The sequence below is a fragment of the Paraburkholderia caledonica genome (assembly GCF_000383275.1).
Taxonomy (GTDB): domain Bacteria; phylum Pseudomonadota; class Gammaproteobacteria; order Burkholderiales; family Burkholderiaceae; genus Paraburkholderia; species Paraburkholderia caledonica.
This window is the reverse complement of the sequence record NZ_KB911034.1, coordinates 625,350-647,895: the sequence shown is the minus strand read 5'-3', so window position 1 is coordinate 647,895 and position 22,546 is coordinate 625,350. Positions and strand designations below refer to the sequence as shown.

Below are 22,546 nucleotides of genomic sequence, written 5' to 3'. Positions count from 1 at the left end.
GCTAGCGCGCGCGGCCAGCAAGCTCCTTTGGCCGCTTCAATGCAACGGCCGCGCCTGACTGGCAGCAGCTAGACCTGGTTTTACAGACCCCGCAGCCTTGCGCTGTCGTCGGGTCAAACGAAAAACCGGTGCTCACGCACCGGTTTTTTTTCGCCCGTACTCCCATCACCTCCCAAATTTCACGATGTGCAAAAATTTTTTGCGTCGTAAAAAATCGTGCTGCACGGCACAACTTGGCAATTGCAAGATGGGAAAAATCGTTTCTTAATGTGGAACGAAATATGTAAGGCACTGATTTTTATCAGTAATAAATATCTGAAAATCGCGCGCAGGCCGCTGTTGTGTCTCCATGGATTTGCCTAGACTCTTATATAAGAGTTCGGGAAACGGAACGCCTTCAAGGCCAACCGCTTCGACGAAGACAGATTTGATCATCCATTTCAGGCAACCAAGGAGAACATTATGACGACGCGCGAAGAACAAGCCCGCCAACTTCAACAGCAATGGGAAACCGATCCGCGCTGGAAAGGCGTCAAGCGCAGCTACACCGCCGAGGACGTGATCCGTCTGCGCGGCTCGGTGCAGGTCGAGCACACGCTCGCCAAGCGCGGCGCGGAAAAGCTCTGGCATAGCGTGAATACGGAGCCGTTCGTCAATTCCCTCGGTGCGCTGACCGGCAACCAGGCAATGCAGCAGGTGAAGGCGGGTCTGAAAGCCATCTACCTGTCGGGCTGGCAGGTCGCGGGCGATGCCAACGTGGCCGGCGAAATGTACCCGGATCAGTCGCTTTACCCGGCGAACTCCGTGCCGCTCGTCGTCAAGCGCATCAACAACACGCTGACGCGCGCCGATCAGATCCAGTGGTCGGAAGGCAAGAACCCGGGCGACGAAGGCTACATCGACTACTTTGCGCCGATCGTCGCGGACGCCGAAGCCGGTTTCGGCGGCGTGCTGAACGCATTTGAACTGATGAAGGCGATGATCGAAGCCGGTGCCGCAGGTGTGCACTTCGAAGATCAGCTCGCGTCGGTCAAGAAGTGCGGTCACATGGGCGGCAAGGTGCTGGTGCCGACGCGCGAAAACGTCGCCAAACTGACAGCTGCGCGTCTCGCCGCGGACGTGTCGGGCGTGTCGACCGTGCTGCTCGCTCGCACTGACGCGGAAGCAGCCGACCTGATTACGTCGGACGTCGACGAGAACGACAAGCCGTTTCTGACCGGCGAGCGCACTGTCGAAGGTTTCTACCGCACGAAGCCGGGCCTCGAACAGGCGATTTCGCGTGGCCTCGCTTACGCTCCTTACGCCGACATGATCTGGTGCGAGACGGGCAAGCCGGATCTCGAGTTCGCGAAGAAATTCGCCGACGCCATCCACAAGGAGTATCCGGATCAACTCCTGTCGTACAACTGCTCGCCGTCGTTCAACTGGAAGAAGAACCTGGACGACGCGACCATCGCCAAGTTCCAGCGCGAACTGGGCGCGATGGGCTACAAGTTCCAGTTCATCACGCTGGCCGGCTTCCACGCGCTGAACTACTCGATGTTCAACCTCGCGCACGGCTATGCCCGCAATCAGATGACGGCGTTCGTCGAGATGCAGCAGGCCGAATTCGCGGCAGCGGAAAAGGGCTTTACCGCGGTCAAGCATCAGCGCGAAGTGGGCACCGGCTACTTCGACGCGGTCACGCAAACGGTCGAGCGCGAAGCATCGACCACCGCGTTGCACGGCTCGACGGAAGACGAACAGTTCTTCGACAAGAAAGTCGCGTAACGGCCTCGCGGCCCGATCGCGAAACGTAAGGCAGACAGACGGCGAAACAACGGCGAAGCGGTTTTGCCGGGGGTTCGCCGTCGACAGGGAGGAGTCTCGCCATCGCCGCATCAGCATATCAATGCGGGGCAATGGCGGGTTCTCGCATGGCGGGGGCTAGACAGAAAGCCAGCACAAAGCATTGTGCGGCGAATGGGACGACGCGCCGGCTGACTGCCGGCGCGTTTTCCGCTGGAGCTGGAAGCCGCAAGGTTGCGAAACCGTAGCGTCTCCGCAGTTCAGCGGTACACCAGCACCGGGATTTTGGTATGCGTGAGCACCCGTTGCGTTTCACTGCCGATCAGCAGGCTGCCGAGACCGCGACGTCCGTGTGAGGCCATGAAGATCACGTCGCATGCGCCCCGCTCCGCCGCTTCGATGATGCCGAGATAAGGCGCCGGATGCACGCTGGTGCGCCTGTCGACGACTACACCGACGCGGCTCGCGGCAAGCTCCACTTCGCGCAGATGTTGTTGCGCTTCGCGTTCGCTGCGTTCGAGAAACTCGGACGGCGGTTCGACAACGATGTCGGAGAACGGCGCATACGGATATTGCGGCAGACATGCGTAGGCGGTGATGCGCGCGCCGACCGCCTGCGCGAGGTCGATTGCGCCGGCCATCGCCTTGCGCGAGAGATCTGAACCATCGGTCGGAACGAGAATGTGCTTGAACATGTGCCCTCCGTATCCGTGTCCGGCTGCCCTCTCGCCTTCGTTCGGCGCGGCATTGCCACACTTTTCAGGCTCGTGAACGGCCTATGCGTCAGCGCCGGCCGAGGCTTTGCGTGCTGGCCTCAAAAGAATTGTAGGTCGTGGAGACCTGCCGCAAACCGTTATTGAGGGTCTGTCCGAGTATGGAAAACCCGTTGCGACGCGTCAGCCCCAGTACTCCGGAAGGCCATACGTATGCTTGAGAAAATCCAGGAAAAGCCGCACTCGCAACGGCAAATGGCGGCGCTGAGGAAACACCGCATGAATGCCGATGGGCGGCGCGGCGAACTCGTCGAGCACGCTCACGAGGCGCCCCGCCGCGATGTCCGCGCCCACTTCCCACCACGAACGCCATGCGAGGCCGTGGCCTTCGAGACACCACTCGTGCAATACGGCGCCGTCCGAGCATTCCATCGTGCCGGACACCTTGATCGATACGACCTTATCGGCCTGCTGGAACATCCAGCCGCGCTGCTGGTTGGCGCTTGCACCGAGCGCGAGACAATTGTGCCGAGCAAGATCCGCAAGGCTATGCGGCGCGCCGCGCCGGCTCAGATACGAAGGCGATGCCACGCACACACGCCGGTTCTCGCCGAGTTTGAGCGACACGAGCGAAGAATCGGGCAATTCGCCGAGCCGCACCGCGCAATCGAAACCTTCGTTGACCAGATCGACGAGCCGGTCCGACAGATCGAGCGTGATCGAAACATCCGGATGCGCGACCGTGAACGCTGGCACCAGCGGTGCGACGTGACGGCGCCCGAAACCGGCCGGCGCGGAGAGCCGCAAGTGGCCGCTCGCCTTGACGCCGCCCGCCGACACGCTTGCCTCGGCGTTCTGCATGTCATGAATGATGCGCTGACAATCTTCGAGAAATGCCGAGCCTTCGAAGGTCAGCGTGATCTTGCGTGTCGTGCGCACCAGCAATTTGACGCCGAGGCGTTCTTCGAGCGCATCGATTCGGCGTCCAATGATCGCGGGCGCCACGCCTTCGGCGAGCGCCGCGGCGGACAGGCTGCCTTTCGCGGCCACAGTGACGAAGGTCTCGATCTGCTTGAAACGGTCCATGGAAGGACGCCGCTAGCGCAGCGAAGTTGGCCGGAGCGCGTCAGATTAGGTGGATGAAAGTAAAAGATCAAGTGATCTTTGCCCTCTTTTTTAGCGCATAGCAGCGCTAATACAATCCGTCCTGACCTCTGACAGGAGCGCACGGCAATGTCGGCCACAACGACACTCTCTCCCAAAGCAGTGATTTTCGACGCCTACGGCACGCTTTTCGACGTGCATTCGGTGATCGCTGCCGCGGAGCAGTTGTTCCCCGGACACGGCGACGCACTCTCGCAGTTGTGGCGTCAGAAACAGATCGAATACACGCAGTTGCGCACGCTGGCCGATGCCGGCGGCGACGCTGCGCACTACCGGCCGTTCTGGGACATCACGCTCGACGCGCTGCGCTTCTCTGCGAAAAAACTTCAACTCACGCTCGGCCGTTCCGCAGAAAAGCGTCTGATGGATGAATACGCGTGCCTGTCCGCGTTCCCCGACGCGGTGCCAACGCTGCGTTTGCTAAGGGACTCGGCGTCTGCGTCTGCGTCCGGGGTTGCCGCCGGGCTGTCGCCGGCATCAGCTTCCCGAGCCTCACGCGGGCCGGCCTCTGCAGTAGGCACGTCAGGCGGTTCGCGCCCCGGCCTCGCGATTCTGTCGAACGGTAACCCTCAAATGCTCGACGTCGCGGTGAAGAGCGCGGGCATGAGCGGCCTGTTCGACCATGTGCTTTCCGTCGATGCCGTACGCGCATACAAACCCGCGCCCGCCGCCTATGCGCTCGGCACTCAGGCCTTCGACGTGCTTCCGCGCGAGATCGTCTTCGTGTCGTCGAATGGCTGGGACATCGCCGGCGCAACGTGGTTCGGCTTCACGACGTTCTGGCTCAACCGGCAAAACGCTCCGCTCGAAGAACTGGGCGTGACGCCGCACGGCACGGGCGCGGGCATGAACGATCTGTTGGCGTTCCTGAAGACCGTCACATCTGCCGGACGCGCCCACACCACAGCGAGCCGCATACGCCACAGCCCTGGCGCATGAAGCTCCCCTGTCGCAACTCATTGAATCAACTAATCAACCGAATCAACTACCGCTGCATTTCAACTTTGCATTTTGCAATCTGACCGACCAAGGAGAAAACATGGCGAATCCGCTGTCATCGTTGTCGCTGCCGCAGGGCATGGAAATCACCGCTGAAATCAAGCCGGGCTATGAAGCGATCCTCACGCGCGAAGCGCTCGAACTCGTCGCCGCACTGCATCGCACATTCGAGCCGCGTCGTCAGCAGTTGTTGCAGGCGCGGACGGAACGCACGAACCGGCTCGACGCCGGCGAGCGTCCCGACTTTCTCGCCGCGACGAAGAGCGTGCGCGACGGCGACTGGACCATTGCGCCGCTGCCTGAAGATCTGAAATGCCGCCGCGTGGAAATCACCGGTCCAGTCGAGCGCAAGATGATCATCAATGCGCTGAACTCGGGCGCGGATTCGTACATGACCGATTTCGAGGATTCGAACGCGCCCAGCTGGGACAACCAGATCACCGGCCATGTGAACCTGAAAGATGCCGTGCGCCGCACCATCTCGCTCGAGCAGAACGGCAAGAGCTATAAGTTGAACGACAAGGTTGCCACGCTGATCGTACGTCCGCGTGGCTGGCATCTCGACGAAAAGCACGTGAAGGTGGACGGCAAGCGCGTGTCGGGCGGCATCTTCGATTTCGCGCTCTTCATGGCGCACAACGCAAAGGAACTGGTCGCGCGCGGCTCGGGACCGTACTTCTATCTGCCGAAGATGGAGAGCCATCTCGAAGCGCGCCTGTGGAACGACATTTTCGTCGCGGCGCAGGAAGCGGTCGGCGTGCCGCGCGGCACGATTCGCGCGACGGTGCTGATCGAAACCATTCTTGCCGCGTTCGAGATGGACGAGATTCTGTACGAGCTGCGGGAACATAGCTCGGGGCTGAACGCAGGCCGCTGGGACTACATCTTCTCCGCGATCAAGAAGTTCAAGTCCGACCGCGATTTCTGTCTCGCAGACCGCTCGCAGATTACGATGACCGCGCCGTTCATGCGCGCGTATGCGCTGTTGCTGCTGAAGACGTGCCATCGCCGCAATGCGCCGGCCATTGGCGGCATGAGCGCGCTGATTCCGATCAAGAACGACCCGGCCGCGAACGACAAGGCAATGGCCGGCGTGCGCTCGGACAAGGCGCGCGATGCCGGCGACGGCTATGACGGCGGCTGGGTTGCGCACCCGGGCCTCGTGCCGATAGCAATGGAAGAATTCGTCAAGGTGCTCGGCGACAAGCCGAACCAGATCGGCAAGCAACGCGTCGACGTGCTCGTCACTGCCACGGACCTGATGGACTTCCGTCCGGAAGCGCCGATCACAGAAGCCGGCTTGCGCAACAACATCAACGTCGGCATTCACTACCTGGGCTCGTGGCTCGCGGGCAACGGCTGCGTGCCGATCCACAATCTGATGGAAGATGCCGCTACCGCGGAAATTTCGCGCTCGCAGGTATGGCAGTGGATTCGCTCGCCGAAGGGCACGCTCGACGATGGCCGCAAGGTAACGGCCGAGCTGGTGCGTGAACTGGCTGGGCACGAACTCGACAAGGTGAAGCAGGCCGTCGGCGGCGATACGAAACCGTACGAACGCGCGGCTCAGATCTTCGAAGAGATGTCGACGTCCGAGCAGTTCACCGACTTTCTGACGCTGCCGCTTTACGAAGAGATCTGAGCGCGAACGCCTGTCGTGTTGTAACGACGAGTGCGTGCAACGATTGTTCGAGCGAACGGCCCGTCAGGCGCATGCCTGGCGGGCCGTTTCTTATGCGCGGGAAGCGCATACGGGCGCATCAGCACATACGAGCGCGCGGCGGCCGCGTCAGCGCGTGGCGCGATACTCGACCCAATCGCCGGACTTGATTTCCGGTAGGCCCTTCACCGCCTGAGGCGTGACTGGATAGAAGCGACAGTTCACGACGTTGCCGTCCACTTTCACCATCACTTCCCGGGCCAGAAAGCGATCTTCGACGCCGGGATACACCGCTTCGATCTCGTCGAGCACCGCGACGAGTTCGTCGTCAATTTCGTAGACATCGCCGGTCACGTCTACGCCCTGTTCGTCGACAACGAGTCCCGGGTACGAACCGAAGTCGAACAGATGCCCGCGAACCGTGGCCGTGCCAAGCAGATTCGGCTCCGCTATTTCGTTGCGAGCCGCGGCTTCGCGGATGTCGTTCACTTCGCCCGCCCGCAGCGTGCCATATACAAAGACGGTTTGCATCGTGGTTGGTGCTCCTCGAATAGGTCGTCGGTCGATCGGACATTATGCAACGTCCAACACCATGCACGCTCTACAATGAGAATCCGCTCGGGTTCGGGCCTCGTACCCGCAGCGTTTTGTTCCGTGGATCGACTTTTGCCATGACTCCGTACGCCGGCTCGGACCGGTCCAGCTTCGTCAGCTTGACCGACACTCCGCCAGAGTTTCAGCCGAACGACACGCATCCCATTCGCGTGCGCTCGCGACCCATGCCGATGGGTTCTCACTTCGCGCGTCATACGCATGCGTGGGCACAGGTTGCGTATGCATCGCGCGGCGTGCTGCGGGTGGCGACAACAGGCACGACGTGGATGGTGCCGCCCTCTCGCGCGATCTGGGTGCCGCCGCATGTCACGCATGAAGTCGTGGCCGTCGAAGACGCGTTCCTGCGCACGTTGTACATCACCGAAAGCACGGCGCCTGCCGGGCTAGACGCCCCACGCGTGGTCGAAGTCTCGAACCTGCTGCGTGAAGTGATCGCCGCGCTCGACACGCCAGGCATCTCGCCCGCCCGCGAGCAGTTGCTTGGCGCGCTTGCGATAGATGAGCTAACCCGTTCAGAGCCACTGCCGCTATCGGTGCCGATGCCGAACGAAAAGCGGCTGCGCGCGCTATGCGAGGCGGTAATCGCGGATCCGACGCCGGGGGAATCACTCGAACAGTGGGCGGCGAGCGTAGGAGCGAGTACGCGGACGATCGCGCGTCTCTTTCGCCAGGAGCTCGGCGTGAGTTTCTCTCAATGGCGGCAACAGGCGATTCTCGCGCGGGCGATTCCGCTGCTGAGTCAGGGACGGCCACTGTCGCATGTCGCGCAGGAGTTGGGCTATCAGAGTCAGAGCGCCTTTTCCGCGATGTTCAGGCGGGCGTTTGGCGAAAGCCCGCGCGCGTTTATCGAGCGGGGATCGGAGCATCGACTGGAAAACGGAGGAGACCGCGACGATCCGCAAATCAACGACGTAGACGGTCCGGTCGCACGGAACCACGCGGACGCGGCGAGCGACGCGGATCGCTAAACCGTCGCCTGGCGGCTCAAACTCGCCGAGCGAGATGACGGATCGCGCCCAACTGGGCAAGCCGCGGGCCGGCCAACTTGTAGCCTTTGCGCTGATAGAGCCGCGCCGCGGGATTGTCGACGAACACACGCAATTGCAGTTCGCGCAGTCCGCGCTCGCGCGCCCATTGGTGCGACATATCCAGCAGATAGGTGCCCGCGCCGAGCCGCCGATATCCCTCGGCAATCTGCACGTCGCGGATATGAAGCGAATCGCCTTCCTGCGTGATGCGCAGCACGCCAATCGGCTTGCCATCCATTTCGAGGATGAAATTCTCCGACTCGCGCCAACTGCCCAGAAACAGATCGCCGCGCCAGACGAGATGATGGCGCTGATAATAGCCACCCATGTTGCTGTGAGTCAGCGCCTCGGCGAACTCGAAATCATCCATGCTGGCTTTACGCAGATGGAACGATGACGGAGCTTCGGTTGGATCGAACATGGCAGCACGGCGAAGAGAATTCGGATCAACGGTAAAACAGGCCGCGCACGCTGGCAATGGCTGTTTGTCCCGAGCATATCCAGGCGGGACCGTCAGCGGAAACAAAAAAGCCCACTTCTTACGAAGTGGGCTTTTTAAATCTGGCGGAGCGGACGGGACTCGAACCCGCGACCCCCGGCGTGACAGGCCGGTATTCTAACCAACTGAACTACCGCTCCAGATTTTGACACCAGGCAAACAAGCTGCGCTCGCTTACCGGCAGCACCGTTCAACTTCCAACCGAACGACGCCGATTTTCTGGCGTCCCCTAGGGGATTCGAACCCCTGTACTCACCGTGAAAGGGTGATGTCCTAGGCCTCTAGACGAAGGGGACAACGTACTCTTACACCTTTAATGAAAAAGCCCGTTCAAGTGTTTATGAACGGGCTTTGTCTGGCGGAGTGGACGGGACTCGAACCCGCGACCCCCGGCGTGACAGGCCGGTATTCTAACCGACTGAACTACCACTCCAGTCTTCACACCCTGGCTTGCGAGCGTCGGTTATTTCTCTGCAAGCTGCGCTGCTTTACTGCAAATCCGGGATTAACCCGGACACTAAAGCGACGCTGATGTTTGGCGTCCCCTAGGGGATTCGAACCCCTGTACTCACCGTGAAAGGGTGATGTCCTAGGCCTCTAGACGAAGGGGACATAATCTTTTCAGACATGTCTTTTACTCGCCGCTGATTCGGACTAAGTAGCGCAACGCTAACTGCTAGATAGTTGTTCCGTCAACTGCGAAGACCGCTATTTTAACTACGATACTGCTGCTTGTGAAGTCTTTTTTGCTACAGGTTCCATGCTTCGGAACGACTTCACTCTGCTCTTCTGCTCTGATGGTGGAGGTAAGCGGGATCGAACCGCTGACCTCTTGCATGCCATGCAAGCGCTCTCCCAGCTGAGCTATACCCCCTTGCAGAACAGAAACGAGATTCTAGAGGCCATTCTGCGCTTTGTAAATACCCTTTGAGCAATTGCATGCGACTTTTTTCCGAAGTCGCATGCAAACAATCTCAATGCGTCCGGGAATGCACTCAGGACCACTTGTTGGCCCTTCCTCGCCTCATGCCAACGCCTTTTCGATACGACCGACGACCACGTCGCGACCGAACAGCATCAGAACCATGTCAATCGACGGTGTATGCGTCGTGCCGGCCACTAGCAGTCGAACCGGCATTGCCAGTTGGGGCATCTTCAGCTTGTGCGTGCCGAGCGTCGTTTTGAGCGCAGCGGCGATCGCCTCCTTGGTCCACTCCACCGTCTTCAGCGCAGCGGCAAGGTCGGCGAGCGCCGGGCGCACTGCGTCAGTCACATGCTGCGCTAATGCGTCGGCGTCGGGAGCGGGCGTGCGATAGAACATCGCCGCGTTCTCCGCGATCTCCTTGACTGTCGACGCGCGGTCCTTCAACAAGCCCACGACTGCCGTCAGATCGGCGCCTTGAGCGATGGTGGCCTCGTCGATACCCAGTTCCGCGAGGAACGGCCGTGCGAGTCCGGCGAGGCGGCCGTTATCCGCTTCCTTGATGTAATGCGCGTTCAGCCAGTTCAGCTTGTCGTGGTCGTATTGCGCCGGCGACTTGCCCAGATGCTCGAGATCGAACCATTCGACGAACTGCTCGCGCGAGAAAATTTCCGCGTCGCCATGCGACCAGCCAAGGCGCGCCAGATAATTGACCACCGCCTCCGGCAGATAGCCGGCGTCGCGGTAACCCATCACGCTCATCGCGCCATGGCGCTTGCTCATCTTCTCGCCCTGCTCGTTGAGCACGGTCGGCAAGTGCGCGTACACCGGCGTTTCCCCGCCGAGCGCCCGCAGAATGTTGATCTGCCGCGGCGTGTTATTCACGTGGTCGTCGCCGCGAATCACATGCGTAATGCGCATGTCGAGATCGTCGACCACCACGCAGAAGTTATAGGTCGGCGTGCCGTCGGGCCGCGCGATGACGAGGTCGTCCAGCTCCTCGTTCGATATCTCGATGCGCCCTTTTACCGCATCGTCCCAGGCCACCACGCCAGTGAGCGGATTGCGGAAGCGCAGCACCGGCTGCACGCCGGCCGGCGGCTCAGGCAACACCTTGCCCGGCTCCGGGCGCCATGTGCCGTCGTAGCGCGGCTTTTCGCCGGCTTCGCGCTGACGCTCACGCAACGCGTCGAGTTCTTCCGTCGACATGTAGCACGGATAGACGAGCCCCGCGTCCTGCATCTGCTTCAGCACTTCGCGATAACGGTCCATGCGCTGCATCTGGTAGTACGGACCTTCGTCGAAATCGAGGCCGAGCCATTCCATGCCTTCGAGAATCGCATCCACGGATTCGGACGTTGAACGCTCCACGTCGGTGTCCTCGATCCGCAGCACGAAGGTCCCTTTCATCTTGCGCGCGAACGCCCACGGGTAGAGCGCGGAGCGAATGTTGCCGAGGTGAATGAAGCCGGTGGGACTCGGTGCGAAACGGGTACGAACGGAGGTGGTCATTAGCGGTTACTCGAAGACTGGCGCCGACGCAGGACAAGCATCGCCCGTAAAGCGCGGCAGCGAACCGCGCCCATACGGCAGGACAGCTGCCGTGCATGGACACGAAGGAATTGAAGCGAATGTCGAATTATACCTTTCGTGAGGGCGCGGCCCGCCCTCGTCCGAACGGGCTATTGACGGCCTCGGGCCTGGCTGTGCAACGTTTCATTACCGGTCGCCGCGCGCGCGCCGCTTTGATTTATGATGTGCGCGCGCTGGAGCGGAGACACCGCCATCCGCGCATTGAACCGCTATTTGCATTTGCCCTGACCTATGCCTGAGCGCGGCGAAAAGTGGCTACTCGCGCCGTACGCGCCCCACGTGCCCCACGCGCCGTTGCTGGAGAATTCGTTGAAACCTTCGTCGCCTCGTTACGGCCGTCGCAATTTTTCGCTTGCGGCCGCCTCCGCGGTACTCGCCGCCTGCACCACCGCGGGCAGCAAAATCGACGGCGTGTCATCGTCGAGCCCGGCCACGGCCACGCCTACCACGAACACGCCGCCGCTCGACAAGCCGCAGCGGCCCGTTCGGGTCGCCCTTGCGCTAGGCGGCGGCGCTGCGCGCGGCTTCGCGCATATCGGCGTGATCAAGGCGCTGGAGGCGCGCAATGTCCAGGTCGATCTGGTGGCCGGCACGAGCGCCGGGTCGGTGGTCGGCGCGCTCTACGCGTCAGGCATGAACGGGTTCGCGCTCAACAAACTGGCGCTGAACATGGACGAAGCCTCCATTAGCGACTGGGCCATGCCGTTTCGCACGCGCGGTTTTCTGCAAGGCATCGCGCTGCAAAATTATCTGAACACAACGCTCAACAATCGCCCGATCGAGAAGATGGCGAAGCCGCTCGGCGTAGTCGCGACCGACCTGAAAACCGGCCAGCCGATCCTCTTTCAGCGCGGCAATACCGGCGTCGCAGTGCGGGCGTCGTGCAGCGTGCCGTCGATCTTCGAGCCGGTCAGAATCGGCGGGCATGAGTATGTGGACGGCGGGTTGGTGAGCCCGGTGCCGGCGTCGTTCGCACGCAAGATGGGCGCGGACTTCGTGATCGCCGTGGATATCTCGCAGCGCCCCGAAAGCGGCCTGACGGCCAGCTCGTTCGACGTGCTCATGCAAACCTTCACGATCATGGGCCAGACCATCAAGGCGTATGAGCTCGATAAATACGCCGACATCGTCATCCGGCCGAATCTCGCGGCCATGAGCGGCAGCGACTTCTCGCAGCGCAATGCCGCAATTCTGGCCGGTGAGGAAGCCGTCTCCAAGATCATGCCGGAGTTGCAACGCAAGCTGGCCGCGAGCCGCGCGCAGGCTTAGGGTTACTCACGCGCAGTAAGCTCAGAGATCAGACCCGCCAAAACGCAAAAGCCTGCTTCAAACGAAGCAGGCTTTTTTGTTGTTGCCTGAAGCGCCGCTGCAACTAAATCAGTTGTTGCCGCCAAGCGTAGCATTCACACGTTTGCGCAGATCTTCGCCTTCCTGGTACGACGTCTCGATCCGGCGTGCACCGGTGAAACGCTTTTCCCAGTAGCCGCTATCCATGTCGTCCACGCGGATGGTGCTGCCCGTGGACGGCGAATGCACGAACTTGTTGTCGCCGATATAGATGCCGACATGCGAGAACGTGCGGCGCATGGTGTTGAAAAACACCAGATCGCCCGGCTTCAGGTCGCTCACGCGAACCTTTTCGCCCACACGGCTCATTTCCTCAGCGCGGCGCGGCAGCGCCATGCCCAGCGTGTCCTGGAACACGTAACGCACGAACCCGCTGCAGTCCAGCCCGGAGTCAGGCGTATTGCCGCCCCAGCGGTAGCGAACGCCGATCATGTTCAGCGCGCCGACAACCACGTCGCCTGCCTTGCCGGCCATGCCGGAAAGGAACGAACGGGCGCCGCCGTCAGTATTGCTGCTGAGCGTTTGCGAATTGGAGGAGGACGAGGAATTCGCCGGGTTGCCCGGCGAAAATGAGGCATTCTGATTGAAACTGCTGACTTCGTCGGCGAAAGCGCCGGGAGCTGCTGCGATCAAGACGCCAATGAACATCCCGGCGACGGCGCGCGTGCAAGCCTGGGTCAAATTTCTGTGCTGCATTGGTCGGTATTTTTTGCTAAAGAATCAGTGGGATACGGAAAAAAGTTTGGTCGATACTAGCCAGTAAGTATTCACGTGTCAAAACAAATAGAAAAATACAATCGAGACCCGCACCCAATTGGTGAAAGGGTGAAAAATCAGCGGTCCAATGCTGCTTTCAGGAGCTTTCGAGTGTAGGGGTGCTCGGGCGTCGCAAAGATTCTCTCAACCTCTCCACTTTCCACGATAGAACCGTTTTGCATCACCGCCACGCGGTGCGCCATCGCCCCGATCACCGCCAGATCGTGGCTGATGAAAACGAAGCCCAAGTTGTATTTCTGTTGCAACCCGGCGAGCAGTTTAAGCACTTGCTGCTGGATCGAAACGTCGAGTGCGCTGGTCGGTTCATCGAGGATCAGAATTTGCGGTTCGACCACGAGCGCCCGCGCGATGGCGATGCGCTGGCGCTGCCCGCCGGAAAACTCATGCGGATAGCGCAGCAGCGCGGTCCGGTCAATTCCGACCTCGCGCAGCACGGCAACCACTCTGTCGCGCCGCGCCTGCGGCGTCATTTGCGGCCGGTGCAACGCCAGCCCTTCGCCGACGATTCGCTCGATCGTCTGACGAGGTGAAAGCGAACTGAACGGGTCCTGAAACACAACCTGCATGTTCGAGCGCAACGCGGTCTGCTGCGCGCCGCGGTAGGTGGAGAGCGCCCTGCCCTGAAACTCGATCTCGCCGTGCGCGGTCCGCTGCAGCCCGAGCAAGGCCATGGCGAGCGTCGACTTGCCCGAACCCGATTCCCCAACGATGCCGAGCGTCTCGCCCTGACGCACCGAGACGCTCGCGTTTGCGACCGCGCGGAACCGCCCGGCCCGGAACCAGCCCGCAAATCCCGGCACCTTGGTTTTGAAATCGACGGAAACGTCGCGGGCCTGCAGCAGCACCGGCGAAATGGGCAGCACCGGCACAACCGAGCGCTGCGGCCGGCTTTCCAGCAGCCGTTGTGTGTAAGGATGTTGCGGCGACTCGAAAACCTGCTCGACCGGCCCGCTTTCCACGAGCACGCCCTTCTCCATCACCGCGATGCGCTGGGCGAAATGGCGCACGAGATTCAGGTCGTGCGTGATCAGCAGCACCGCCATGCCGCGCTTTTGCGCTTCGTCGCGTTGCAGTTCAAGGAGCAGCTCCACGATCTGCGCGCGAATCGTCACGTCGAGCGCGGTAGTCGGTTCGTCCGCGAGCAGCAGACGCGGACGGCACGCCAGCGCCATTGCGATCATCGCCCGCTGGCGCTGTCCGCCCGAAAGTTGGTGCGGGTAGCTGTTCACGCGCTTGCCCGGCTCGGGAATGCCCGTGCGGCCCAGCAGCGCGACCGCGCGCTTGCGGGCTTCCGCCGGCGACACGCCGTCGTGCACGACGATCGTCTCCGCGATCTGCGCGCCGACCGTGTAGAGCGGATTGAGCGCGGTCATCGGCTCCTGAAAGATCATCGCGATGTCCGAGCCGCGCATGCCGCGCATCTCACGCTCGCTTTTCGCAAGCAGATCCTCACCGTCGAACCGGATCGAGCCGCTGACCTGCGCGTCGCTCAGCAGACGCAAGATCGACAGCGCGGTGACGCTTTTTCCCGAGCCCGATTCGCCGACGAGCGCAACGCGTTCGCCGCGCTGGATCGCCAGCGTGACGTCGTTCACCGCCACCGTATCGCCGAAACTCACATGCAGATGATCGAGTTCCAGCAATGGCACGGCATTCGGTGCTTCGGCGCCGTCGTCCCCTCGCCCCTTGCGCTGTCCTGGCGCTTGCGTTTGAGCGGTCACTGATTGCCTCCAGCGCGCATTGCATCGGAGATGCGGGTATCGAGCGCATTACGCAGCGCGTCGCCCATGAACGTGAGCAGCAACAGCATCGCGACGAGCACGCCGAACGTAGACAACGAGATCCACCACGCGTCGAGATTCGCCTTGCCCTGCGCGAGCAGCTCGCCGAGACTCGGCGTCGGCGAAGGCACGCCGAGGCCGAGAAAGTCGAGACTGGTTAGCGCGAGAATCGCACCGCTCATGCGAAACGGAAGGAACGTGATTACCGGCGTAAGGCTGTTGGGCAAAAGATGCCGCCACATGATCTGCCAGTTCGACAGACCCATCGCCCTCGCCGCGCGCACGTAATCCTGCTGCCGGTTACGTAGAAATTCCGCCCGCACATAGTCGGATAAGCCGATCCAGCCGAACAGGGAAAGCAGCACGATCAGCAGAATGAAACCCGGTTCGAAGATCGACGAAAAAATGATCAGCAGATAGAGCTCCGGCAACGCGCTCCAGATTTCGATCAGACGTTGCCCCACGATATCGGTACGTCCTCCGAAATATCCTTGCACGGCGCCGGCAGCAATGCCGAGTATCGTTCCAATGAAAGTGAGCACGAGACCGAACTCCACTGAAACGCGAAAGCCGTACAGCAGTCGCGCGAAAACATCGCGGCCGCGGTCGTCGGTGCCGAGCCAGTTTTCACGCGAAGGCGGCGCCGGGTTCGGCGCCTTTGAGAAATAGTTCAGCGTGTCATAGTAGTAGTGGTTCGGCGGATACACGGCGAAGTTGCCCGGCGCGTCGAAACGCTGCTTGATGTACGGATCCAGATAGTCGGCAGGCGTGGGGAAATCGCCGCCGAACGTGCTCTCCGCGTAGGTCCTGAAGAGCGGGAAATAAAGGTGGCCGTCATAGCGCACCACGAGCGGCTTGTCGTTCGACCAGAGTGGGCCCGCAAGGCTCGCGGCAAAGGCCACCACGAAGATGATGAGGCTCCAGTAACCCAGACGTTGCTGGCGGAACCGCCGCCATACACGGCGCGCGGGCGAAGGCGAGACGAATGCACGCGCGGGTTCGACGCGCGCCGCTGCATCGGCTGAAAGGCGGGCTCGATTCATCAGCGCTCCAGTTGTTCGAATTGGATGCGGGGATCGACCCACACATAGCAAAGATCGGAAACCAGCTTCGTCGCGAGACCGATCAACGTGAACAGGTACAGCGTGCCGAGTACGACCGGGTAATCGCGCCGCACGACCGATTCATACGACAGCAAGCCGAGACCGTCGAGCGAAAAAAGCGTTTCGATCAGCAGACTGCCCGTGAAAAAAGCGCCGATGAACGCAGCCGGAAAGCCGACGATCAGCGGCAGCATAGCGTTGCGAAACACATGCTTCCACAGCACGCGTTTTTCGGAGAGACCCTTCGCCCGCGCGGTCAGCACGTACTGCTTGCGAATCTCGTCCAGAAACGCATTTTTCGTGAGCATCGTGATTACCGCAAAACTGCCGACTACCGATGCCGTGATCGGCAACGCGATATGCCATAAATAGTCGAGGATCTTGCCCACGACGCTCAGTTGCGCCCAGTTATCCGACGTGAGATTGCGCAACGGAAAAAGCTGCAGGAATGTGCCGCCGCCAAACAGCACGAGCAGCAACACGCCGAGCACAAAGCCCGGAATCGCGTAACCGATTAGCACCACGAGGCTCGTCGCGATGTCGAAGCGCGAGCCGTTGCGCACCGCTTTCGCGATGCCGAGCGGCACCGAGATCAGATACGTGAGAAAGAACGTCCATAAGCCGATGCTGATGGACACCGGCAGCTTCGATACGATCAGCGACCACACGCTCTGATGGCGGAAATAGCTCTGCCCAAGGTCGAACGTCGAGAAACGCTTGAGCATCAACACGTAGCGCTCGAGCGGCGGTTTGTCGAAACCGTATAAGGCTTTCAGTTGCGCGACCTGCTGCGCGTCGACGCCGTTATGCGCGCGCAGACCGAACGGCACAGCGCCCTCTGCGCCCTTGCGCAGTTCGTGCTGCATCTGTTCGACGGGGCCGCCGGGCACGAACTGGATCACGACGAACGTGAGCGTGAGCACGCCGAGCAGTGTCGGGATCATCAGCAGCAGGCGTTTGAGGATGTAGCTCCACATGGCGGGTGTTTCCGTTGCGAGGGCGAGGTACGAATAGCGATAGCCGGAACCGGATGACCAGATCGACCGGCTGCGTTACTGCGGTGGCGCCGGCGTTGCTGCTTGCGGTTGCGCGAACCACCACGTCGACGTAATCCAGCCTTCGGCTCCATAGTACAGGGGCAGCGTGGACGGCCACGCAAGCCCGCGCTTGAACGCCACGCGATGCGTCGCGCTGTACCAGTGCGGCACGACGTAGTAACCATGCATCAGAACGCGATCGAGCGCATGCGTCGCGTCGAGCAGTTGCTCGCGCGTCTGCGCCTGCACGAGGGCGCGCAGGATTGCGTCGACCGCGGGCGACTTCAGTCCGATCATGTTGTCAGAGCCGTTCGTGTCCGCCGCCTTGCTGCCGAAGCGCTCGATCTGCTCGGAGCCGGGCACCTGTACGTCGGGCATGCGGATCGTCGTCGTGTCGAAGTCGTATGCATCGAGCCGCTTCTGGTACACGGCATAATCGGCGACGCGAAATGTTGCGGTAATGCCGAGCTTTTTCAGGTTTCGAATGAACGTCGCGACGATCGGCTCCATTTGCGCGGCCGACCCCGAGTCGTCGAGTATCTCGAACTCGAACGGCTCGCCCTTTGCGTTGCGCAGCGCACCGTCGCGGTACGTCCATCCCGCTTGCTGCAACAATGCGCGGGCTTGCAGCAGATTCGCACGTAGAGAGCCAGGCGGGTCGGTGTCGGGCTGCTTCGGCGGCGGCCCGAAAACCGCCGGATCGAGCTTCGCACGCCACGGTTCGAGCAGCGCCAGTTCACCTGGCGAGGGCAGGCCCTTGGCCTGCAGATCGGTGTTGGCAAAGAAACTGTCGATACGTGTGTACTGATTGAAGAACAACTGCCGGTTCAGCCATTGGAAGTCGAGGGCGAGATCGAGCGCTTTGCGCACGCGCACGTCCTTGAACAACGGTCGCCGCGTGTTCAACATGAAGCCTTGCATGCCGGTGCCGTTGTGTTGCGCGAACACCTTCTTGATCAGCTCGCCGCTGTCGAACTTCTTGCCGACGTCACGCCGCACCCAGTTTCGTGCGACGTATTCGACGAGTGCATCGTATTCGCCGGCCTTGAACGCCTCCAGCCGCGCCACGTTATCGGAATACAGCTTGTAGACGATGCGATCGAAGTTGTATGTGCCCGCACGCACCGGCAGTGCCGCGCCCCAATACTCCGGGTTGCGCCGGTATGTGATCGTGCGTCCGTTGTCGTAGCGCTCAATTAGATACGGGCCGCTCGTGACCGGCTTTTCGAACGCCAACTGATCGAACGGGATATGGCTGCCGTCCGGCTTCATTCCCCACTTGCGCGAGAACACCGGCATGCCGCCGGCGAGCAACGGCAACTCGCGATTGCGGTGTTGAAACTCGAACCGCACGGTGTGCGGATCGACAACCACCGCGCGGACAATCTGGCCGAAGATCGACATGAATTGCGGCGCGGCCTGCGGGCTTTTCAGTGTGTCGAGCGAATACTTCACGTCGTCCGCGGTGACCGGGTCGCCGTTCGCGAACCGCGCGCGCGGATTGATATGGAACGTGGTCGACAAGCCGTCCGGCGCGACTTTGATATCGTCAGCGAGCAGCCCATACGCGGAAGCCACTTCGTCGCTGCTGCCGGTTGTCAGGCTCTCGAACAGCAGGTCGACGCCGGGCGCGGTGTTGCCGCGCAAAGTGAACGGATTGAATTTGTCGAAGCTGGTGAGGCGGCTCGGATTGGCCAGCACGAGTGTGCCGCCCTTCGGCGCATCCGGATTGACGTAGTCGAAATGCTTGAAGTCGGCTGGATATTTCGGCTCGCCGTACTGAGCGATCGCATACACCGCGTGCGCCTCTGGCGCTGCGAACCAGCCGGCAGCGGCCAGCGCGCCACACAGAATCGCGACACGGGCCCTGCGCAAAGAACGGGACGCGAGCGCGGGACCGACACACGAGGGCCTGAAAAACGTGCATTCAGATGCACGAGGCGATGAAACCCGTCGCGAGCCAGTTGTCATAAGCGCCTTGGTGATCAGTGGGCAATTGCGTTGTCACGGAATTCTACCCAATAAACCTCCGCAAACCGACGTCGCGACTGTCACCTTGAGCGACCGACGCGCGATTTGTGAATATGCCGCGATTTACTTCGCGACGGTATTTTTCCACGCAAGCACGACGCTTTCTCAGAGCGTCGTCTGATGCGCAGCGTTGTGCGCTTACGGCAACTCGGCAGATCCGGTCAAGCGATGCGCGCGAGCATGAAAAAACCGCCCATTGGGGCGGTTTCTGTTGTCACTGCTGTTCCTGCAGCGTTCAATGCCAGCCGCGACGATGATCGTAGTGATCGCGGCCGTAGTCGTAACGGCCGGGGGGATGATGACGATACCAGTCGTCGCGCGCCCAGTAGCGACGGCCGTCCCAGTAGCGGTCCCCGTGCCAGCCGATCACCACAGCCGGAGCGCCGTAATAGACGGGCGCGGGCTGATACACGACGGGCGGCGGAGGGGGCGGCGGCGGCGCATAGACAGGCGCCGGCGCTACATAAACCGGCGCGGGAATGCCGATATTGACCCCGATGTTGACCCCGCCGGCCATGGCGGCACTCGACGCGCCCAACGCGATAACCCCGATCACAAGTGGAACAAAACGAGCGGACTTCATGGATTACCCTTGGAAGAATGTGTTGTTGGCGGAAATATAACGCAAGCTCGCCAGCGGCGTATTTCAACTTTGTAATAACTGATGCATAAGATCGCAGCCACGGCACGACGTTACGTGTCGTTACATTCGAGACGCTTCTGAGCCGATAAAGGTCGAAATGTCCAAATGTCGGAAGCACAGAGCGCCCTCGCCCTTTGCCGCTTCCCGCCTTCTCTGCCGCACCAACGCGATAACCTGGCCGCGCGGCCAGAAATACATAGCAGAAAAACTTGGTTTGAAGCGAGACGACGTCTTACTAGACTGCACATCGTCTTGTAATAACAAGTTGAGCAATGTCGCAAACGACCCTCGTGCCGGTGCAAGCTGATTCGCCAACCTTATCTGCCGCGCCTCGTCCGCTTTACGCGCAGATCAAGGACGTGCTGCGCGAACGCATTCTCGACGGCAGCTATGCGCCGCATTCGCAGATGCCGTCGGAACACGAACTGTGCCGCATGTTCGACGTGAGCCGCATCACCGTGCGTCAGGCACTCGGCGATCTGCACAAGGAAGGCTTGCTGTTCAAGGTGCATGGCAAGGGCACGTTCGTCTCGAAGCCCAAGGCGTATCAGAACGTCGCTTCGCTGCAGGGTTTTGCGGAAGCCATGTCGTCGATGGGCCATGAAATCGTCAACCAGCTGCGCAGTTGCAGAACCGTCGAAGCCGGACGCCACATTGCCGCGCGCCTGAACATCGCGGAGGGCGCGCCGGTCACCGAGATCCATCGTGTCCGGCTGCTCAATCGCGAGCCCGTATCGCTCGAACTGACCTGGGTTCCGCTGACGCTCGGCAAGCGCCTCGCGAACGCGGACCTTACGACACGCGACATATTTCTGATCCTCGAAAACGACTGCGGTGTGCCGCTAGGTCATGCCGATGTGTCCATCGACGCAATACTTGCCCACGACGACATCGTCGATGCATTGCGCGTCGAAGAAGGCAGCCCCGTGTTGCGTATCGAGCGTCTCACGCATGACGCGTCGGGTCGGCCGGTCGATTTCGAATACCTGTACTTCCGCGGCGACGCCTTCCAGTACCGGCTGCGTATCGACCGCGCAAACGACCTGAAAAGAGATCTGAAAAAAGACCCGAAAAAGAGCAGCAAAAACGCAATGGAGGCTCGATGAACACACATGTACTCGACTATGACGTCGTAGTGGTCGGCGGTGGAACGGCGGGCCCGATGGCCGCGATCAAGGCGAAGGAGCGCGATCCGTCGTTAAAGGTTTTGCTGCTCGAGAAGGCCAACGTGAAGCGCAGCGGCGCAATCTCGATGGGCATGGACGGTCTGAACAACGCCGTGATTCCGGGCCATGCGACACCTGAACAGTACACACGCGAGATCACGATCGCAAACGACGGCATCGTGGATCAGGAAGCCGTGTACGCATATGCGCGCCATAGTTTCACGACGATCGAGGAACTGGACCGCTGGGGCGTCAAGTTCGAAAGGGACGGCAATGGCGACTATGCGGTGAAGAAAGTGCATCACATGGGTTCGTACGTGCTGCCGATGCCCGAGGGTCACGACATCAAGAAAGTGCTGTACAGGCAGCTTAAACGCGCACGCGTGGCGATCACCAACCGCATTGTCGCCACGCGGCTATTGACCGACTCGCAAGGGCGCGTTTGCGGCGTGCTGGGCTTCGATTGCCGCACGGCCGACTTCTACGTGGTGCGTGCCAAAGCCGTCATTCTGAGCTGCGGCGCCGCCGGAAGGCTCGGGCTGCCGGCATCGGGCTATCTGATGGGCACATACGAAAACCCGACGAATGCCGGCGACGGCTACGCCATGGCCTATCACGCAGGCGCCGCACTCGCGAACCTCGAGTGCTTCCAGATCAACCCGCTCATCAAGGACTATAACGGCCCCGCTTGCGCATATGTGACCGGCCCACTCGGCGGCTTCACCGCGAATGGCAAAGGCGAACGCTTTATCGAATGCGATTACTGGAGCGGCCAGATGATGTGGGAGTTCTATCAGGAACTGCAAAGCGGCAACGGGCCTGTGTTTCTGAAACTCGACCATCTCGCGGAAGAAACGATCCAGACGATCGAACAGATTCTGCACACGAACGAGCGTCCGAGCCGCGGCCGCTTTCATGAAGGACGAGGCACCGATTACCGCACACAGATGATCGAGATGCACATTTCGGAAATCGGCTTTTGCAGCGGACACAGCGCGTCGGGCGTGTACGTCAACGCGCGCGCGGAGACGACCGTGCCCGGCCTCTATGCAGCCGGCGACATGGCCGCAGTGCCGCACAACTACATGCTCGGTGCGTTTACCTACGGATGGTTCGCGGGCCACAACGCGGCAGAATACGTATTGGGCCGCGAACACGGCGCCGTCGACGAAGAACAGATCGACGCCGAACGCGCGCGCATTTATGCACCGCTCAAGCGCGAGAACGGTATTGCGCCCGCACAGGTCGAGTACAAGTTGCGCCGCATGGTCAACGATTACCTGCAACCGCCGAAAGTTACACGCAAGATGGAAATCGGCCTGCAACGCTTTGCAGAAATCACTGAGGGTATCGAATCGATATCGGCCACACATCCGCACGAACTGATGCGCGCGGCAGAAGTTCGCGCCATACGGGATTGCGCGGAAATGGCCGCACGTGCTTCGCTTTTTCGAACCGAGAGCCGCTGGGGTCTTTACCACCATCGCGTGGACTATCCACAGCGCGACGATGAGCAATGGTTCTGCCATACGCATCTGCGCAAGGACGCCAATGGCCGCATGACGAGCGAAAAGCGTGCGGTCGAGCCGTATATCGTCGCGCTCGACGAAAACGAACGCGACGCCTATCGCAGCCTGCGTATCGGCGAGCCCGCCCTCGACCCCGCAACCGCCTGACGGA

Annotated in this window: 19 protein-coding genes and 5 tRNA genes; 8 read left to right on the top strand and 16 right to left on the bottom strand. The window is 61.1% G+C overall.

The window, feature by feature from the left end; genetic code table 11:
* The first annotated feature begins 462 nt into the window (after positions 1–462).
* Positions 463–1,770, top strand: a complete 1,308-nt coding sequence (gene aceA, locus H281_RS0102980) for an isocitrate lyase (RefSeq protein ID WP_020065599.1) — start codon at positions 463–465, stop codon at positions 1,768–1,770.
* A gap of 278 nt (positions 1,771–2,048) precedes the next feature.
* Here the strand turns inward: aceA and H281_RS0102975 are convergent, their stop codons facing one another.
* Together H281_RS0102975 and H281_RS0102970 are read right to left on the bottom strand one after the other, a co-directional pair.
* Positions 2,049–2,483: a universal stress protein gene (locus H281_RS0102975; protein ID WP_020065598.1), complete on the bottom strand. Its 435-nt coding sequence runs from the start codon at positions 2,481–2,483 to the stop codon at positions 2,049–2,051.
* Between the two features lie 201 nt (positions 2,484–2,684).
* Positions 2,685–3,587, bottom strand: coding sequence for a LysR family transcriptional regulator (locus H281_RS0102970; RefSeq protein ID WP_020065597.1), 903 nt, complete (start codon positions 3,585–3,587; stop codon positions 2,685–2,687).
* A gap of 147 nt (positions 3,588–3,734) precedes the next feature.
* Here H281_RS0102970 and H281_RS0102965 point away from each other — a divergent pair, with 147 nt between their 5' ends.
* Positions 3,735–4,604, top strand: coding sequence for a (S)-2-haloacid dehalogenase (locus tag H281_RS0102965; protein ID WP_020065596.1), 870 nt, complete (start codon positions 3,735–3,737; stop codon positions 4,602–4,604).
* 100 nt (positions 4,605–4,704) lie between these two features.
* Entirely contained in the window at positions 4,705–6,306 is a 1,602-nt protein-coding gene (gene aceB, locus H281_RS0102960) for a malate synthase A (protein WP_020065595.1), read from the top strand.
* A 147-nt stretch (positions 6,307–6,453) separates the two neighbouring features.
* On the opposite strand, the gene H281_RS0102955 is transcribed toward aceB, so the two are convergent.
* Positions 6,454–6,855, bottom strand: a complete 402-nt coding sequence (locus H281_RS0102955; protein ID WP_020065594.1) for a gamma-glutamylcyclotransferase family protein — start codon at positions 6,853–6,855, stop codon at positions 6,454–6,456.
* 140 nt (positions 6,856–6,995) lie between these two features.
* Between H281_RS0102955 and H281_RS0102950 the strand changes: the two genes are divergently transcribed.
* Positions 6,996–7,907 carry an AraC family transcriptional regulator gene (locus H281_RS0102950; RefSeq protein ID WP_020065593.1) on the top strand — a complete coding sequence of 304 codons (912 nt, stop codon included), beginning with the start codon at positions 6,996–6,998 and terminating at the stop codon, positions 7,905–7,907.
* A 16-nt stretch (positions 7,908–7,923) separates the two neighbouring features.
* On the opposite strand, the gene H281_RS0102945 is transcribed toward H281_RS0102950, so the two are convergent.
* From H281_RS0102945 to gltX, 7 genes are all read right to left on the bottom strand, one after another.
* On the bottom strand, positions 7,924–8,388 hold the full coding sequence (locus tag H281_RS0102945) for a GNAT family N-acetyltransferase (protein ID WP_020065592.1): 465 nt from the start codon (positions 8,386–8,388) through the stop codon (positions 7,924–7,926).
* 141 nt (positions 8,389–8,529) lie between these two features.
* Positions 8,530–8,606 (bottom strand) — tRNA-Asp (locus H281_RS0102940).
* Positions 8,607–8,686: 80 nt separating this feature from the next.
* Positions 8,687–8,762: transfer RNA gene (locus H281_RS0102935), tRNA-Glu, on the bottom strand.
* A gap of 60 nt (positions 8,763–8,822) precedes the next feature.
* Positions 8,823–8,899, bottom strand: a tRNA-Asp gene (locus H281_RS0102930).
* A 103-nt stretch (positions 8,900–9,002) separates the two neighbouring features.
* Positions 9,003–9,078: transfer RNA gene (locus H281_RS0102925), tRNA-Glu, on the bottom strand.
* 186 nt (positions 9,079–9,264) lie between these two features.
* Positions 9,265–9,340: transfer RNA gene (locus tag H281_RS0102920), tRNA-Ala, on the bottom strand.
* A gap of 150 nt (positions 9,341–9,490) precedes the next feature.
* Positions 9,491–10,900 (bottom strand): glutamate--tRNA ligase, encoded by a 1,410-nt coding sequence (gltX, locus tag H281_RS0102915; protein ID WP_020065591.1) that lies wholly within the window; start codon positions 10,898–10,900, stop codon positions 9,491–9,493.
* A gap of 95 nt (positions 10,901–10,995) precedes the next feature.
* Here gltX and H281_RS0102910 point away from each other — a divergent pair, with 95 nt between their 5' ends.
* Together H281_RS0102910 and H281_RS0102905 are read left to right on the top strand one after the other, a co-directional pair.
* Positions 10,996–11,220 carry a hypothetical protein gene (locus H281_RS0102910; protein ID WP_020065590.1) on the top strand — a complete coding sequence of 75 codons (225 nt, stop codon included), beginning with the start codon at positions 10,996–10,998 and terminating at the stop codon, positions 11,218–11,220.
* Between the two features lie 70 nt (positions 11,221–11,290).
* Positions 11,291–12,250, top strand: coding sequence for a patatin-like phospholipase family protein (locus tag H281_RS0102905; RefSeq protein ID WP_027804246.1), 960 nt, complete (start codon positions 11,291–11,293; stop codon positions 12,248–12,250).
* 108 nt (positions 12,251–12,358) lie between these two features.
* On the opposite strand, the gene H281_RS0102900 is transcribed toward H281_RS0102905, so the two are convergent.
* The 6 genes from H281_RS0102900 to H281_RS0102875 form a co-directional block, all read right to left on the bottom strand.
* Complete coding sequence (locus H281_RS0102900) at positions 12,359–13,024, bottom strand: C40 family peptidase (RefSeq protein ID WP_027804245.1); 666 nt, start codon at positions 13,022–13,024, stop codon at positions 12,359–12,361.
* A 137-nt stretch (positions 13,025–13,161) separates the two neighbouring features.
* Positions 13,162–14,754 (bottom strand): ABC transporter ATP-binding protein, encoded by a 1,593-nt coding sequence (locus tag H281_RS0102895; protein ID WP_027804244.1) that lies wholly within the window; start codon positions 14,752–14,754, stop codon positions 13,162–13,164.
* A gap of 68 nt (positions 14,755–14,822) precedes the next feature.
* Positions 14,823–15,929, bottom strand: a complete 1,107-nt coding sequence (locus tag H281_RS0102890) for an ABC transporter permease (protein WP_020065586.1) — start codon at positions 15,927–15,929, stop codon at positions 14,823–14,825.
* Positions 15,929–16,966, bottom strand: coding sequence for a microcin C ABC transporter permease YejB (locus tag H281_RS0102885; protein WP_020065585.1), 1,038 nt, complete (start codon positions 16,964–16,966; stop codon positions 15,929–15,931). The genes H281_RS0102890 and H281_RS0102885 overlap by 1 nt, the downstream gene beginning before the upstream one ends.
* A 75-nt stretch (positions 16,967–17,041) precedes the next feature.
* The gene (locus H281_RS0102880) at positions 17,042–18,997 is read right to left on the bottom strand and encodes an extracellular solute-binding protein (RefSeq protein ID WP_084690006.1); all 1,956 of its coding nucleotides are present in this window, start codon (positions 18,995–18,997) and stop codon (positions 17,042–17,044) included.
* 295 nt (positions 18,998–19,292) lie between these two features.
* Positions 19,293–19,640 carry a hypothetical protein gene (locus H281_RS0102875; protein WP_027775371.1) on the bottom strand — a complete coding sequence of 116 codons (348 nt, stop codon included), beginning with the start codon at positions 19,638–19,640 and terminating at the stop codon, positions 19,293–19,295.
* 332 nt (positions 19,641–19,972) lie between these two features.
* Between H281_RS0102875 and H281_RS0102870 the strand changes: the two genes are divergently transcribed.
* Together H281_RS0102870 and H281_RS0102865 are read left to right on the top strand one after the other, a co-directional pair.
* Positions 19,973–20,806, top strand: coding sequence for a GntR family transcriptional regulator (locus H281_RS0102870; protein ID WP_020065582.1), 834 nt, complete (start codon positions 19,973–19,975; stop codon positions 20,804–20,806).
* A complete protein-coding gene (locus H281_RS0102865) occupies positions 20,803–22,542 on the top strand; it encodes a fumarate reductase/succinate dehydrogenase flavoprotein subunit (RefSeq protein WP_020065581.1) in 1,740 nt (579 codons plus the stop codon). Before H281_RS0102870 ends, H281_RS0102865 begins: the two co-directional genes overlap by 4 nt.
* Positions 22,543–22,546 lie beyond the last annotated feature (4 nt).